Here is a 16,276-nt window from a genome sequence, read left to right as displayed (position 1 = left end):
ATAAGGCCAACTAAATGGACTGCTCCAAAAGTTTAGACAAATTTAGTTATTAGATTTGTTATAATGAGCCCGATGGCATATCGGGCTCATTCCATTTAAATTCAATTTCAATTCGTTATTGTAGTAACACATATAATCTGTTATATCTGTTTTTAACTGCGCTGTCGATTCATTGTTCTTTTAGATAGAAAAGTTCTGACTTTAGGGTTCCAAAGAAGTTTTCAATTATAACATTGTCTAAGCAATTGCCTTTTCTGGACATACTTTGTATAATCTCATTTGCTTTTAGCACTTGATTTTTTCGAAAGATAATAAAAGGTACTCCTTGCCATTTTCATACAATTCAACAGGGTATCAGGTCGGACTGATGCCTTAGTTCCATTATGGCCTGCGCTTGTTTTGGGTTTTAACTAAGGCTTGGCGCTTTTTTAGCAGCACATTTCTGCGCGTAAATATTCATTTTCCCTTAAAAGCTCCTCTTCACGGGTAAGTGGCTTATCCGATTTTCTCAGTTTTCGCTTGATTCTCCTTATCGGCCATCGGTAATCTTCCTTTAGGTCAGGGGGCCAATCCAGGTAATCCAAACTTGTCAAATCGTTTCTGTCATCCGAGAATTCTGGCATCACCTGAAAGTTCAAAATGTACAACCACCTCTCTCAAAGATAGCTTTTCTTCACGAATAGCAGTTGGAACAGATAGCTTAAAGAAGGAACTAAAAACCCATTTGCCTTTTCTGGGGAGCAGCCCTGAGGCTTTCTGGTCTTCGTAGATCCTAAGCAAATCTTCAAATAGTGAATAGGTAACCCTATACTCTTTAGAAAGTGATTTTGCAGAACGGTATTGTTCCAACATTTGTCGTACACAGTGCAACTTGAATTCGGAACTGTGTTTTTTTTCTTTATCATAAAAATGCTTCCAGAAAGTGTATAACTTTTTGGAGCACTGCAGTAAGTGCCAGCCTTCATTTTTTATACCTAAATTTTTTGCTTATACCTTATTATAGTAAGTAGTTTCTATTTGGTAAGCGCTCTTATACCCCCAAGGGTTTAGATTTTAGATGCTTTTTAATGAAAATCATAAGCGTATTATAAGAAATCTTTTTGGTTATTTTGGGTGTTGTTTTTAAAAATTTTGTGCGGTTTTTTACGGTTTTTTGCAATAATAATTGGTTTTTGTGTGAGTAAATAGTTGATAGTTTTCTTTTTTTAATGAAAAACATTTTTGATATTTACCTAAGGCTTGGGGTTTTTGCATGGATTTGCAACTATTCTTTGGCCATCACAATTCAAGCAATCAATTTTATTAACAAAATTAGCGTTTATGAAAAAAAAACTACTCCTGTTTCTTTTTGGAATATTCGTATTTGTTGCACCTCTTTTTGCTCAACAACTTACGGTTACAGGAAAGATTACCTCTTCAGAAGATGGACTGCCAATTCCAGGCGCATCTGTAAAAATTAAAGGCACTAATAATGGAGTTCAAGCAACTTCTGCTGGTACTTACTCAATTAAGGCAAATCAAGGTCAAATACTTCAATTTAGTTATGTTGGGATGCTAACTAAGGAGGTGGTTTTGGGCACTTCCAGCACAATAGATGTTGTGCTACTAATTGATAGTAAATCTTTAAACGAAGTAGTTGTTACGGCTTTTGGTATTGCCCAAGAAAGAAAGTCTATCAACTATGCTTTTCAAAATATTCAATCCAAAGATATTGAAGAGTCAAGGCAGCAAAATATAGTTAATGCATTACAAGGAAAAATCGCTGGGGCTATAATTACAAGTTCTGGTGGTGGGCCTGGAGAAGGTGCATCAATAGTATTAAGAGGTTCAACTTCTTTAGACGGAGATAATCAGCCGCTTTTTGTTGTAGATGGAGTTCCTTTAGACAATAGCTCTTTTGTCGAATCTACTGCTCCTGGAGCTGGTAGCGGCTTTAATGGATTGCTGGGGAGAAGTTTAGGTACACCTAATAGAGCTTCAGATATTAATCCAGACGATATTGAGAGTGTAACGGTGTTAAAAGGGCCTGCTGCTGCTGCTTTATATGGCGTAAAAGCGGGAAATGGAGCAATTATTATAACTACCAAAAAGGGAAAAATTGGAGCCCCAACTATAACTTATAGTAATTTGTTTTCATTTGACAACGTAATGAGATTACCTGAAACACAATCTATTTATAAACAAGGATCTAATGGCGTTTTTTCTAACACTGTGAGAAGCTCATATGGTTCAGCTTTTTTACCTGGAGAAACGATTTACGACAATCTAGGAGATTTTTTCGAAACGGGTAAATCGCAGACACACAATTTTAATGTTTCTGGGGGAACTGAAAAATACACATTTAGGTTCTCAGCGACTATGGCAGATCAAAATGGAGTTGTGCCCAAAACTGAATATGGAAAATCTTCGGTTAGATTAGCTGCTAGTGTAAAAGCAAGTGAGAAATTTTCTGTTACAGGAACTGCAAATTATATTAGGACAACAGGTAGAAGACCTTTACAGGGGCCAGGACTGTTCGGTGGGTCTGGAGGCTTCTTGGTTAGTATATTTAATTGGCCTAAAAATGACAATATGAAAGATTATTTAAGTCCAGATGGAACTAGAAGAAGATTGATTGCGAGTATTACATCAGATACTGACAATCCATATTTTACAATAGATAGAAATCCTCAAACAGATGTTAATGATCGTTTTTTAGGAAATGCAGGTGTTGAATATAAACCATTAGAATGGTTGAAAATTAATTATAATCTAGGTACGGATTTCTATAATGAGAGAAATTTGAGTGTTAGGGCAGTAGGCACTTCATTGCCAAACAATCAAAATGGAGGTATAGGCCAAACGGTCAATACATTCCAAAGCATAACATCTAATTTACTGGTAACAGCAGAGCGCCAATTTGGTGATTTTAGTACGTCTTTACTATTAGGTAATGCGATAGATCAAACAAGATTTGCAACTGTAGATTATTTAGGGTTAATTTTTCAAAATCCAGATTTTATAAGTATAAATAATACAGTTAACAGATCGATCATACAACGAAACTCTGTGAAAAGAATAATTGGTGGTTTCGGTAGTTTAAATGTTGATTGGAAGAAAACAGTTTTCTTGAATGTAACAGGTCGTAATGACTGGTCTTCTACTTTACCTACAAAAAACAGGTCATTTTTCTATCCATCAGTAAGCGTTGGTTATGAGTTTACTAAATCTTTAAACCTTGAAAAAAATGATTGGATTAGTTATGGTAAGGTAAGATTTTCTTATGCTGATGTTGGCAAGGATACGGCCCCTTACCGAGTAGAATCTCCTTTACAGTCAAATACATTTATTGGAGGAGGTTTTAGATATGGGTTTTTTGGAAACAATCCAGAATTGGCTCCAGAAACAAGGAGATCTTATGAAGTTGGATTAGATATGCAATTGTTTAAGGAAAAAGTTAGGGTTGATGTAACCTTATATAAGGATAAAACAATAGATCAAATTATTGCTCCACGTGTTAGTCAAGCTACTGGTTTCATTTTACAGTATATAAATGGAGGCTCAGTTCAAAATAAAGGTATTGAGTTAATGGTTTCTGGAACACCTATTAAAAGTAAAGACTTCAACTGGGACATTAACTTTAATTTTGCTAGAAACGAAAATAAAGTACTTGAGCTGCCTTTCCCTTTAACGATAGTTCGTAATTCTGATGCTTCCATTATAAATGTTGCCGAAGGTGCATCATATCCTGGCAAATCTGTAAGTGCTATTAGCGCTACAGATTATCAAAGAGATCCACAGGGCAGAGTTATTATTGATGCCAATGGATATCCGCTGTTTAATACCTTGTTTAGTTACGCAGGAGATAGGGCACCTGATTATACATTGGGTTTGAATAATACTTTTAGGTATAAGAAATTGGAATTAAGTTTCTTAGTTGATATTAGAAAAGGCGGAGATGTCATTAATGGTAACGAGTGGGAGCTTGTAAGAAGCGGGTTAAGTAAACAAACTGGCGAAAGAGGCAAAGAAGTTATATTTGATGGAGTGGTTAGAAATACTGATGGTACATTCTCTCCTAACACAAAATCAGTAGAGTTAACCCAAGGGTATTTTCAAAACAATTTAGCCGCTGTTGGTACAGCATTTATTGAAGATGGTTCATGGATTAGGCTAAGGACTATAACTTTAAACTATTCGCTTGGTAAAAAATATACCCCAAAATTTATGTCAAATGTAAACATTTTTGCTACTGGTCGTAATTTGGTTTTGCTAACAAACTATTCAGGTATCGACCCTGAAGTTGGTGTGTCGGGAGCTGGTGTTCGTGGTGGTGGTTCTGCTGGCCTAGACTATGGAGGCGTTCCTAGTAGAAGAGGATTTGATTTTGGGATAAAAGTTGGATTTTAATTGAAATTAAAATGAAGAGAATAATAATAATAGCCGTACTAATATTCACATTGGGAATTTCGGCATGTGAAAAAGGTTTTTTAGATGTTAATACAGATCCAAATAACCCAACAGCAACAACCCCTAATTTTTTATTGCCCAGTATTATTGCAAATGGTTTTGCTATGCAAGGATTTGAATCTTATCAACTTACAGGTTTGTTAACTCAGAATGTAGGCAGAAGGGGGGCCGCTAATAGCGGTGTGGAGCAGTATTTTTTGGCACCGAATGTAAGGCCTTTCCAAGATACCTACCAAATAGTTGGAACAAATATTCCACCTATGATTGATATTGCACAAAGTGAAGGTTCAGCGTATTATGTAGGCGCAGGAAAGATAATGTATGCCCTAATACTGGCCCATGCAACAGATCTATTGGGTGATATTCCATATAGTGAGGCATTTAAGCCAGCATTGACCATCTCTCCAAAATATGATAAACAAGAAGAAATATATGCCGCGGTAGATAAGCTTTTAGATGAAGGAATTGTAGAAATGCAAAAGCCTGCGTCAAGTAATTCCCGTCCTTTCTATATTACCTCACCTAGTATTAGCGGTGATATTCTGTATAAAGGAGTTACGGCATCTTGGATTAAGTTGGCCTATTCGTTGAAAGCGAGACAGGCAAATCATCTGGTAAAAAAAGCTAGCTATAATCCTACCACTATTCTTAGTTACATAGACAAAGCTATTTCTACAAACTCAGAAGATGCGCAATTACAATACCAGGCAGTAACGAGTACTGTGCTTAACTCTACAAATGTTTTGGGGGCTACCAGAGGCAATCTTGGAGCCATTACGTTTGGTAGGTTTTTTATAGAAATGTTAAATGGTAAAAATTTATTAGGGGATGCAGCCCTCCCTGATGATCCTAGATTGGCTATTATGGCCTTTCCTACGGCCACAGGAACACAGCCAGGCCTTAACAATGCACAGGCTGTTGTTGGTGTTTCTGATTTTTATAGCTCATGGTATGGGCAAGATCTAGGTATAATGCCAGTATTAACTAATGCTGAAACTAGATTTATAGAAGCAGAGGCGGCATTTAGGGCGGGTCCCGCAACTCTTTCAAGAGCTTATACTGCTTATAGGGCGGGCATAATTGCACACATGGATAAAATAGGTGTGCCAGTTCCTGCTAGAGATGCTTACATGCTGTCGGCTGCCGTTGCTCAAAGTGCAGCAACGCTTACGCTTAAAAATATTATGGAACAGAAATATATAGCGTTATTTATGAATCCGGAAAGTTGGACTGATTTAAGGAGACTGGATTATAGCCAGACTATATATACCAATTTTTATTATCCTGCAGGTGCAAATCCTAATGCGAAAGATGCAGCTGGTCTGCCTGGTTATCCACAAAGGTTGCTTTATCCGTTAACAGAAATTCAGTTAAACCCTGCAGAAGTGGAAAAACAGGGTGGTAATTCTCAAAATTATTTAATGAAACCTTTATGGTGGAATATTCAATAACATGGTTATGAAAAAAAATATAATATTATTGGCCGGACTTGCCTTATTTCTTATAATTAATGCATGTGACAGAACAGAAGATCCTATCTACAAAAAAATCTCTGACAATAGGTTTCCCACTATAGTTGCAAATTCAAATTTTGTAACTCCCACAATCCCTACTGCTGGGATTGCAAAGGGAACTGCGCTTGCAATAGAACTTGATTTTATTTCTATAGATCCGATAAAAGAAATTCAATTTTATGAGAAAATTGGTACAGCGGATTCAGTATTAATAGACAAAAAGCCATATCAGGCTGCTTTTTCTAAAATTAAAAATTGTGATACTTTATTGTATGCTTATAAAGCTCCGACTACGCCAGCAACGGGAACTACCATTGTATTCAGGGCTAGAGTTGTAAATCAAAGTGGATTGACAAAAGACAGAATACTCTCTTATAAAGTTCTTTAACTAATACAGAGCCCTTTTAGCATTTGAGCTAGAAGGGCTTTGTTGTTTCCGCTAATTTGCAATCGATGCAAATTGTTAAGTGTACTTTTAAGGCCCTTAATTTAATCTTTTAAGCATAATCAAAGCTGTGTTTTAGCCTTTAACACAGCTATCCAAATAAGAAAAATACACATTTTATTACCATATTCTAGATAAATAGAATAAATACGATTAAGATAAAATATCATTTGGCTAAACTTATTTAATCGTTATCTATTTTAAGATAATCAAATGGTATAACCTAAAATTTTATAGCTTTGCATTAACAATAATTAATACAATGGCAAGCTTCACACTTACACCCGAGACCTGGAAAAAAGTAAAAATAAAGTTTTTAAGAAAATACCGTGATCTTGCACAAGTGGAAATCAATTTTACGCCTGGGCAGGAAGATCAACTGGTGAAACAATTGATGGGTTTGGTACATAGAGACCAAGCTTATATAGAGTTTACCATAAAAAAAGCGCTTGCCGATCCAGAGGGGAACAGGCTATAGTCATCCCTATATTTTCCTAAATTTTTCCTAGATTTACTTTCTGTGGTATGAAAGCGATTTTGTGTAAAGCAAGATCACTAAAACTTGTAACATGCATACCGCTGGGAAGAGCCATGAAGAAAGTAAAAATTTATATACTATTAGCCGCCGTTGCGGTGTCCTCTTTAACCCTTGCCTTTAGGGAAGATCTGTTTCAGGTCTCTAAAAATTTGGATGTTTTCGCATCCCTGTATAAGGAAATCAATATTAACTATGTAGAAGAAACCAATCCTGCCGACTTAATGAAACGGGGCATTGATGCGATGCTTGAGGGTTTGGATCCTTACACCGAATATGTGCCCGAATCGGAAATAGAAGATTACAAGATGAAATATGTGAGTACCCAATACGGAGGTATAGGAGCTGCCACACTGACCATAGACGGTAAACTATATGTTAACGAGGTAAGCGAAGGAAATCCGGCAAATAAGAGTGGAATCAAACCTGGGGACCAGATCGTGAAAATTAATGGTATAGATATCACGGGAAAGGATAGGGCCCAAATTAGTCAATTGCTGCGTGGCCCTAAAGGTACTCCTGTAGATCTGGTGCTGTTAAGAGAAGGAGCGGTGCTTAGCAAAACATTGACCAGAGAGGAAATTAAGCAGCCCAATGTTTCTTATGCAGGAATGCTGGAAGATCAGGTAGGCTATATCCGTTTGGATAAGTTCTTGGAAAATTCTGGACAAGAGGTGAAAGAATCACTAGAACAGCTGAATAAGCAAAAACCTAAAGGAATTATTTTGGACCTCAGAAATAATGGAGGAGGTATTTTGCAGGAAGCGGTTAAGATTGTAAACCTTTTTGTAGAAAAGAATATCTTGGTGGTTACCCAAAAAGGACGTAATCCGGAAAAAAATATCACCTACAAAACCATTAATAGTCCCATCTCACCGAATGTACCCTTGGTGGTGCTGATCAATGGGTCTTCCGCCTCGGCATCGGAAATTGTTGCAGGAGCCCTCCAGGACCTAGATAGGGCAATTGTAGTTGGACAACGCAGCTATGGCAAGGGTCTGGTACAACAGACGTTTAGCTTGCCTTACAACAGTTTGGTTAAGGTCACCGTGGCCAAATATTATACGCCATCTGGGCGATGTATCCAAGCGCTTGATTATGCACATAGAAAACAAGATGGGTCAGCAGAAAAGTTTGCCGACAGCTTGTCAAAGGCCTATGGAACAAAAGCTGGTAGAACAGTTTATGATGGAAACGGCGTTTTCCCAGATGTGTTTATCGAACCTGTAAAATATAGTCCCATTACCCTCTCCCTGCTCACTAAAAATTTGTTCTTTGATTATGCCAATAACTTTGCGAAGACCAATAAAACAGTAGCGTCGGCTAAAGGATTTCAGGTTACGGATGCTAATTATAATCAATTTATAGGTACACTGGCCAATAAAGATTATACTTATACCTCTAGAACAGAGCGTTTGCTCAATGAGCTCAAAACGGAAGCAGAGAAAGAAAATAAGGTGGAAGCCGTAAAGTCAGATCTGGAAGATCTAAAAGCAAAAATGTTGAGTGCAAAAAAAACAGATCTGGTCACCCATAAAGCCGAAATAAAACGCGTATTGGAGACACAGATCATTAGTCGTTACTTCTTTGAAAAAGGTAAGATAGAACACTCTTTTCAGTATGATAAGGAAATTGCCAAGGCAGCCTCTTTATTTAACAATCAAACGCAAATGCTGGCCATATTAAAAGGAGATGGTACTTATAAAACTATAGGTAATCCTTCCTTAAAAGCGAACGGGACGCAGAATTAAATAAAGTGCTTAAAAATTTTCAGGGTAAATCGTCACAAAATAAAAAAGGGAAACCAATAATGGTTTCCCTTTTAACTACCATTAAAGCTAAGTTTAGTAGTCCATGGCGTGTAGTCTTACCTTTAAACCATCCATGGCAGGACTTAGCTGTAGTTGACAGGCCAGTCGAGAATTAGGGAGCAAATCTGGTAAGGTATCTAGCATGGCATATTCGTCATCGCTCATCTCGTTAAGCTTTTCTTCACCTTCCATCACATCAACACAGCAGGTAGCACATAAAGCCATACCACCGCAGGTGGCCAGAACGTCATATTCGCTGGCTTTCAAAAATTCCATAAGGCTCAGGCCCATATCGGTTGGAGCAATTAAACTGCTTTTATTTCCTTCCCTGTCTTCTACCTCAATTGTAATATCTTTTGTTTCCATTGTTAAAATTCGCTTACACCATTTACGGTAGTATATTTCATCGTATACTTTATACCAGGATTCATGTATTGATAAGCGCTATGGCTCATTAATGCTGCCTCATGGAAGCCACATAAGATCAATTTCAATTTGTTGGTATAGGTATTAATGTCGCCTATGGCATATACGCCCGGTATATTGGTTGAATAATCATCTACATTTACCTCAATAGCACTTTTGCTAATATTAAGGCCCCATTGCTCAATTGGCCCCAATTTAGGGCTTAATCCAAATAAAGGAATTAAATGGTCGGCAGCCACATGGGTGGTTTCCATTGTTTTATTATGGATAATTTCCACTTTTTCTAATTTGCCTTTGCCATGTACAGCGTTAAGGTTGCTGTTCAGTACCAGGTTGATCTTTCCACTTTCGGCCAATTCCATCACTTTGTTTACCGAATCTGGTGCACCTCTAAAACTTTCGCTACGGTGTATCAGGGTAAGTTCGCTGCAAATATCGGCCAAGAAAATAGTCCAGTCCAAAGCAGAATCTCCTCCGCCGGCAATCACCATTTTCTGTCCACGATATTTCTCTGGATCCAATATCATGTAGTTCACACCTTTGCCATTCTCAAATTGCTCAAGACCAGCAACGGCAGGTTTTCTAGGTTCAAAACAGCCTAAGCCACCCGCAATTACCACCACCTTGGCTTCTATTACAGTCCCCATATTGGTGGTAAGCACAAAATCGGCCTCGCCACGTTTTTCTAAGCCTTCAATACGTTCTCCAAGGGTATAGCCTGGATGAAAAGGCTTGGCTTGTTCTACAAGGTTATCAACCAGTTCCTGGGCCAACACAGAAGGAAAACCAGGAATGTCGTAAATTGGTTTCTTAGGGTAGATTTCTGATAACTGGCCGCCAACCTGAGGTAAATAATCAATTAAATGACAACGCATTTTTAACAATCCCGCTTCAAAAATTGCAAATAAACCAACTGGCCCAGCGCCTATAATAGCTATATCGGTAGAAATCATAATTCTAAAATTTTGGCAAAAATACAAAATTAACTTTTAAAAAACCGCACTTATTTAGATGAATTCTAGATAGAAAGTAAAAAATCTACTAAATCTATGGGTTTAGCGTTTTTAGTGCGTTTGTATGGCTGTTTTTGTTTGGTAGAATAAATAGAAATGTTCTCGAAAGGTAAAAATTTTAAATACTTCGAATGATATGATAGGCTTTAAAAACGTAAGTTTAATTAAAAAGGGGTAGTTAAGTATCCACCCCTTTTATTTTACCAGCTCATTCCTAAATTTTGAAATACGAAGCTCCAAACATCGCTCGCCTCTTCTATTTGTTTTGCGGTTGGCTTTCCTGCTCCATGGCCGGCTTTGGTTTCAATCCTGATCAGCATTGGGTTATCACCTTTATATTTCTCCTGCAATGTTGCGGCAAACTTAAATGAATGTGCAGGAACAACGCGGTCGTCATGATCGGCAGTTGTAATTAAAGTTGCTGGATAATTTACGCCAGCCTTGATGTTATGAAGAGGAGAGTATTTGATCAAGTATTCGAAAGCTTCTTTTTTGTCGCTGGTGCCATATTCAACTCCCCAACCCCAGCCAACGGTAAACTTATGGTAACGTAGCATATCTAGAACACCTACGGCTGGTAAAGCTACCTTAAAAAGCGCCGGTTTTTGTGTCATACAGGCGCCCACCAACAAACCACCGTTTGATCCGCCAGAAATGGCAATCTTCGATGGGTTGGTATATTTTTCTTTAATCAGGTATTCTGCAGCAGCAATAAAATCATCAAATACATTTTGCTTTTTATCCAGCATGCCGCCTTTATGCCATGCCTCGCCATATTCACTTCCGCCACGTAAACTAGGCTGCACGTAAATGCCACCTTTTTCTAAAAATAACATTCTGGAAAGACTGAAAGCGGGTGTTAGACTGACTTGGAATCCGCCATAAGCGTAAAGGTAAACTGGGTTATTGCCATCAAGCTTAATTCCTTTTTTATGCACAATGAACATCGGTACTTTCGTTCCATCTTTTGATGGATAAAAAATCTGTTTGGTTTCGTAATGCTCAGTATTAAATTTCAATTCAGATTTTTTGTAAAGTGTCGATTCTCCCTTGGCAATATCATATCGATAACTGGTGCCAGGTGTGGTAAAATTGGTGAAAGAGTAGAAGAGTTCTTTATCTTCCTTGAAGCCACCAAATCCACCAACGGTACCAATTGAGGGCAGTTTAACGTCGCCGATCTTTTTGCCTTTTAAATCGAATTGAACAATGTTTGTGCTGGCATCTCTTAAATAGGTCGCCCATAAAAAGCCACCACCCGTACTCACCCCCTCTAACGCCAAATCAGATTCTGGAATAATTTTCTGCCAGTTTTTCGGATCGGGATTTTTGGGGTCGACCAAAACAACCTGTTTGTTCTCGGCCCCCAAATCGGTGTTCATTAAAAGTTTGTCGCCATCATTATCAATTACACTATGGTTGTTTGCATAGCCTTTTACCAAAAGTGAAAGTTTAGCTTTTGGATCACTTAAATCCTGATAAAAAAGGGCATTTCCCGAAGTTCCCGCGCTGGCATAAACAATTAAGAAGCGGTCGTCTTCTGTAACGCTGGCCCCAAAATACAAATTCGAATTTGTATTGTCTTCGAAAATTAACTGGTCATCTTTTTGCTGATCGCCAAGTTTGTGGTAATAAATTTTTTGAAACTTATTGGCGGCAGATAAATCCATTCCTTTTAAGGGCTCATCAAATTTGCTGTAATAAAAGCCATCGTCTTTCCAAGCTGCACCAGAAAATTTGGTCCATTTTAATTCATCGCTTAGTTTCTTTTTGGTGGCAATCTCCATCACATAGATATTACTCCAATCGGAACCTGCCTGGGCGACCGAATAGGCAATATATTTTTTGTTGTGGGAAAAACCGAGTAGGCTTACGGCAGCTGTTCCATCGACCGTAAGTTGATTAGGGTCCAGAAAAGTTTCCTCTTTTCCTTCCAGCCCTTTTTTAATGAACCAAACACTTTGGTTCTGCAGGCCGTCGTTCTTTGTGAAAAAGTAATATTCGCCCACCCTGAACGGTGCGCTTTCTTTTGGATAATTCCAGATTTCGGTTAAGCGGGCTTTAATGTCGTTGCGAAACGGAATTTGTTCAAGGTAATTTTGTGTGACCTTATTTTCAGCTTCAACCCAAGCTTTTGTTTCTGCCGAAGTATCGTTCTCGAGCCAGCGATAAGGATCGGCAATGGTTGTGCCAAAATAATTATCGGTTATGCTATCTTTCTTGGTGTCTGGGTATTTCATTAACGTAATTTTTTCTGCTGGTTTTTTGCCTTGGTTACAGGCAAAAATACTTACTGCAAATAAGCCTAATACAATTTGTTTTTTCATGCGTATAAATTATTTCATGAGCCTGCGAGCTCGGTTTGTTTTCAGTTATGATGAAGCGATCAGATTTTTCACTTGTATTGAATGCCTCTTGCTTTTGTGTTCAAGAACTGGCAAACTCGGGTTTATTCATCCTACTCCCGAAGTTATTTGGGACAAGTTGTGTGGCTTGAAAAATCATAATGGTTTCATGTTCAAAAAGGTTTATTTACTAATATATGTTTTTCTTTGGGGATGGTTGCACTGATGTTATCATATTCTAGGTTTTGGGACTTTGGTTTTTAGCCTTTCAGCTTTAACCTTTTTGCTTTACCTTTGAACTTATAGATGGCTAAAAACATATATTTCGCTTCAGATTTTCATTTAGGTTCGCCAAACTATGGAGAAAGTAGACTAAGGGAAGACCGTATTGTAAGGTGGCTGAATTTTATCGAACCCAATTGTGGGGAGCTTTTTTTGATGGGAGATGTATTTGACTTTTGGTTCGAATATAAGTATGTGATACCTAAAGGTTTTATTCGTTTGCAGGGCAAATTGGCCCAAATGGCCGATAAGGGAATAAAGATTTATTTTTTTAAGGGCAACCATGACATGTGGGTGACCGACTATTTTATAAAGGAAATAGGGCTTGAGATCATCAGCGATGAACTGGTTATTGAACGTAATGGCAAAAAAATATACCTCCACCACGGTGATGGCCTAGGGCCGGGAGATAGGAAATATAAGTTTTTAAGAAAGATTTTTAGGAATCCCCTTTGTCAGTGGCTTTTTTCTACGCTACCACCCAGAATAGGCATGGGTATTGCCAATACTTGGTCAGATTACAGTAGGGCGGCCAGCAAAGCTGAAGAAGTTTTTCAGGGAGAGGATAAAGAGTGGTTAGCTGTTTATGCAAAAGAACAGTTACAGCAGGCTCATTATGATTATTTTGTATTCGGACACCGTCATTTGCCTTTAGAAATAAAACTAAATGAAAAAAGCACCTATATTAATATTGGTGAATGGCTAAAATATAATTCATATGGGGTATTTGATGGCGAGGAGCTGAAACTGATGTATTTTGAAAATCTATGAAACAATTCCGTCATTTCGACCATTTGGAGAAATCTAGCAAAAAGATTTTACTTCGTAAGGCCGTTTGGGGTGCTCACTACGTTGCGTTTCGTGGCGAAATAGTGGCCGTATGGTGTTTTATTGTTTTGTTGTTCAGTTGCTTGTTTGCCAATGCACAATTGAGGCAGGTGGCAAAGATCGATACCCTGGCCAAAGCTATTTTGGTCGATAATTTGGATAACGTTTATCTTTTGTCGCCCAAGGATGAGCTGTTGAAGTACGATAGTGGGGGAAAGCTACGCTGGCGCTACAGCAATAACCGTTTTGGAAAGCTGCACAGTATTGATGTTTCAGATCCCCTGCGTGTGGTATTATTCTACAATGATTTTCAGCAGGTGCAGATCTTAAATAATAATCTTAATGAAATTACTTCCTATTCATTTGCCAGAAATGGAAATCTATTGGTTTCTGCCGTAGCATCAACCAACAATAATGGGCTATGGATTTTTGACAGGGCCTCTAATATGCTCATTAAGCTGAGTGGAAATTTTACAGAAGACATCAGGTCTGCAAATTTATATCAATTGTTTGGGGAGATGATAGACCCCAAAAAACTGGCGGCATCTGACCAGTATGTATTTGTACAAAAGAAAAACAGTGAAATATTGCAATTTGATAGATTTGGAGCTTATGTGAAAACATTACCCATAGATAGCTTGTCTGACTTTAACATGACCAGTAACATTATTGCCTATTTAAAAAATGGTCAGTTGGTGAAGTATAATCTTAATTCTTTTGAAAGTTCGCAAACGAAACTTCCTGTGGCACCGCCTATTAAACAGGTAGCCGTTGGAAACAAATTAATTGTAGTGTTAACCGAAAAAGCCGTATTTTTGCTGTCCGATAATTAAAGCGGTTGTTTGTTGCCTTGTTTTTGGTGTGATAAACCCGATTGAAGTGGAAATATCCCGATTTTATCGGGCATTGTAATGTAAAGCGGGACTTGCTTTAATTGTTGTAATAGATTGATTTTCGAATAAGATATGTTAGATAAATTAGAAGCCATAAAGCTGCGTTGGGAAGATGTAGAAGAGCAATTAAGTAACCCTGATGTAATACAGGATATGAAGCGCTTTGCTGCTTTAAACAAAGAGTATAAGGATCTTGGCAAGATTGTAGATGAGTACAAGATTTACAAGAACGTAAGGAGTAATATCGAGGCCAATAAAGAAATTTTGAGCAATGAAAAAGATCAGGAGCTGAGGGAAATGGCCAAGGAAGAATTGGATGCGCTGTTGGTGCAACAAGAGGAAATGGAGGCGGCTATACGTTTGATGTTGATTCCGAAAGATCCGGAAGATGCCAAGAATGCCGTGTTTGAGATTAGGGGAGGGACTGGAGGTGATGAAGCAGCGCTTTTTGCTGGCGATTTGTATCGGATGTATACCCGTTTCTTTGAAACTAAAGGCTGGCGTGTAGAGGTGATGGATGTTACCGAAGGTACGGCAGGTGGCTATAAAGAGGTGATCTTAAAAGTTTCTGGTGAGGATGTGTACGGACAATTGAAGTACGAAAGTGGCGTGCATCGTGTACAGCGTGTGCCAGATACGGAAACACAAGGCCGGGTGCATACTTCGGCAGCGTCTGTAGCGGTTTTGCCAGAGGCAGAAGAAATAGATTTTTACCTAAATCCCGCTGATATTGAATTACAGACTTCACGTTCTGGTGGTGCAGGTGGACAGAATGTAAACAAGGTAGAAACAAAAGTGCAGCTCACGCATAAGCCTTCGGGAATTGTAGTGGTTTGTCAGCAGGAGCGCTCACAATTGGGCAACCGTGTAATTGCCATGGAAATGTTGAGAAGCAAGCTGTACGATATTGAGCTGCAGAAAAAGAATGGAGATATTGCCGCCAAACGTAAAACGATGGTTTCTACAGGAGATCGATCGGCTAAGATCAGAACGTACAATTATCCGCAAGGTAGGGTGACCGATCATCGTATTGGTTTAACGATGTATAATCTGAGTGCAATAATGGATGGTGCAGTGCAAGAATTAATTGACGCGCTTCAGTTTGCCGAGAATGCAGAAAAAATGAAAGAGGGAGCGGTTAGTTAAGGGAAAGAATAAAAGAGTGAGAAGCAAGGAATAAAGATAAAGGAGCAAAGAACAGAGATTTGTTTTTAGCTGTAAAACAGGTCTTTATAAATATTTTAAAATTTTTATTGCAAAACAGATTAAAGAAGCTATATTTGCAGACCCAAACGGAAAGACGTTGTCTGGAAGTTAGGAAAACGGTTCGGTAGTTCAGCTGGTTAGAATGCCGCCCTGTCACGGCGGAGGTCGCGGGTTCGAGTCCCGTCCGGACCGCAAAAAATCCTCAATCTGATAAAGATTGGGGATTTTTGCTTTTATAATAGATTCGGTTGTTTTCTTAAGTTAGCAAAATGGGATCATGTACAAAAGTTGTGGACAGGGAATAAATTTTAGATATTCGTGCGTTAAAGATTATTTTAAATGCACGACTCGTTTAAAGCCCTGCTTCCCATGATCATACCCGAAGGTGTTTCAGATTATTTTGGATCAAGCGGAAAAGTTGGGGGAGTTAAACTCTAGGCATATATTTTCGATAATCTGAATAAGAAAAACTTAATATCCCTTACGCCTCTCGATGTTGCCCTAAAGGCTTTTATCTTTGCATTGAAAG

General features: G+C 38.3%; 12 protein-coding genes, 1 tRNA gene and 1 pseudogene. 9 read left to right on the top strand and 5 right to left on the bottom strand.

Going from position 1 to position 16,276, the window contains the following annotated elements; all coding sequences use genetic code 11:
- Window positions 1–42 precede the first annotated feature (42 nt).
- Both JHD79_RS23220 and JHD79_RS18510 read right to left on the bottom strand, forming a co-directional pair.
- Window positions 43–159, bottom strand: a pseudogene (locus JHD79_RS23220) (IS3 family transposase); the annotation flags it as partial.
- Window positions 160–603: 444 nt separating this feature from the next.
- Entirely contained in the window at window positions 604–870 is a 267-nt protein-coding gene (locus JHD79_RS18510; protein WP_370583355.1) for a hypothetical protein, read from the bottom strand.
- 450 nt (window positions 871–1,320) lie between these two features.
- Between JHD79_RS18510 and JHD79_RS18505 the strand changes: the two genes are divergently transcribed.
- The 5 genes from JHD79_RS18505 (at window position 1,321) to JHD79_RS18485 (ending at window position 8,694) form a co-directional block, all read left to right on the top strand.
- Window positions 1,321–4,389: a SusC/RagA family TonB-linked outer membrane protein gene (locus tag JHD79_RS18505; protein ID WP_199120842.1), complete on the top strand. Its 3,069-nt coding sequence runs from the start codon at window positions 1,321–1,323 to the stop codon at window positions 4,387–4,389.
- Window positions 4,390–4,400: 11 nt separating this feature from the next.
- Window positions 4,401–5,900: a SusD/RagB family nutrient-binding outer membrane lipoprotein gene (locus tag JHD79_RS18500; protein WP_199120841.1), complete on the top strand. Its 1,500-nt coding sequence runs from the start codon at window positions 4,401–4,403 to the stop codon at window positions 5,898–5,900.
- 7 nt (window positions 5,901–5,907) lie between these two features.
- On the top strand, window positions 5,908–6,351 hold the full coding sequence (locus JHD79_RS18495; protein ID WP_199120840.1) for a hypothetical protein: 444 nt from the start codon (window positions 5,908–5,910) through the stop codon (window positions 6,349–6,351).
- Window positions 6,352–6,670: 319 nt separating this feature from the next.
- The gene (locus tag JHD79_RS18490) at window positions 6,671–6,886 is read left to right on the top strand and encodes a hypothetical protein (protein ID WP_199120839.1); all 216 of its coding nucleotides are present in this window, start codon (window positions 6,671–6,673) and stop codon (window positions 6,884–6,886) included.
- 113 nt (window positions 6,887–6,999) lie between these two features.
- A complete protein-coding gene (locus tag JHD79_RS18485; RefSeq protein ID WP_199120838.1) occupies window positions 7,000–8,694 on the top strand; it encodes a S41 family peptidase in 1,695 nt (564 codons plus the stop codon).
- 93 nt (window positions 8,695–8,787) lie between these two features.
- Here the strand turns inward: JHD79_RS18485 and JHD79_RS18480 are convergent, their stop codons facing one another.
- The 3 genes from JHD79_RS18480 to JHD79_RS18470 form a co-directional block, all read right to left on the bottom strand.
- Window positions 8,788–9,120 carry a 2Fe-2S iron-sulfur cluster-binding protein gene (locus JHD79_RS18480; protein ID WP_199120837.1) on the bottom strand — a complete coding sequence of 111 codons (333 nt, stop codon included), beginning with the start codon at window positions 9,118–9,120 and terminating at the stop codon, window positions 8,788–8,790.
- A 2-nt stretch (window positions 9,121–9,122) separates the two neighbouring features.
- Entirely contained in the window at window positions 9,123–10,133 is a 1,011-nt protein-coding gene (locus JHD79_RS18475) for an NAD(P)/FAD-dependent oxidoreductase (RefSeq protein WP_199120836.1), read from the bottom strand.
- Window positions 10,134–10,393: 260 nt separating this feature from the next.
- Entirely contained in the window at window positions 10,394–12,520 is a 2,127-nt protein-coding gene (locus tag JHD79_RS18470; protein WP_199120835.1) for a prolyl oligopeptidase family protein, read from the bottom strand.
- Between the two features lie 324 nt (window positions 12,521–12,844).
- Between JHD79_RS18470 and JHD79_RS18465 the strand changes: the two genes are divergently transcribed.
- The 4 genes from JHD79_RS18465 (at window position 12,845) to JHD79_RS18450 (ending at window position 15,939) form a co-directional block, all read left to right on the top strand.
- On the top strand, window positions 12,845–13,591 hold the full coding sequence (locus tag JHD79_RS18465; RefSeq protein ID WP_199120834.1) for a UDP-2,3-diacylglucosamine diphosphatase: 747 nt from the start codon (window positions 12,845–12,847) through the stop codon (window positions 13,589–13,591).
- Window positions 13,588–14,481, top strand: a complete 894-nt coding sequence (locus JHD79_RS18460; protein ID WP_199120833.1) for a hypothetical protein — start codon at window positions 13,588–13,590, stop codon at window positions 14,479–14,481. Before JHD79_RS18465 ends, JHD79_RS18460 begins: the two co-directional genes overlap by 4 nt.
- Window positions 14,482–14,613: 132 nt before the next feature.
- On the top strand, window positions 14,614–15,687 hold the full coding sequence (prfA, locus tag JHD79_RS18455) for a peptide chain release factor 1 (RefSeq protein ID WP_199120832.1): 1,074 nt from the start codon (window positions 14,614–14,616) through the stop codon (window positions 15,685–15,687).
- A gap of 178 nt (window positions 15,688–15,865) precedes the next feature.
- Window positions 15,866–15,939: transfer RNA gene (locus tag JHD79_RS18450), tRNA-Asp, on the top strand.
- The last annotated feature ends 337 nt before the right edge of the window (window positions 15,940–16,276 follow it).

Origin of the sequence: Pedobacter sp. ASV28 (assembly GCF_016428855.1) — a bacterium.
Taxonomy (GTDB): domain Bacteria; phylum Bacteroidota; class Bacteroidia; order Sphingobacteriales; family Sphingobacteriaceae; genus Pedobacter.
The sequence above is the reverse complement of the archived record's forward strand: the minus strand, read 5'-3'. Positions and strand labels throughout refer to the sequence as shown.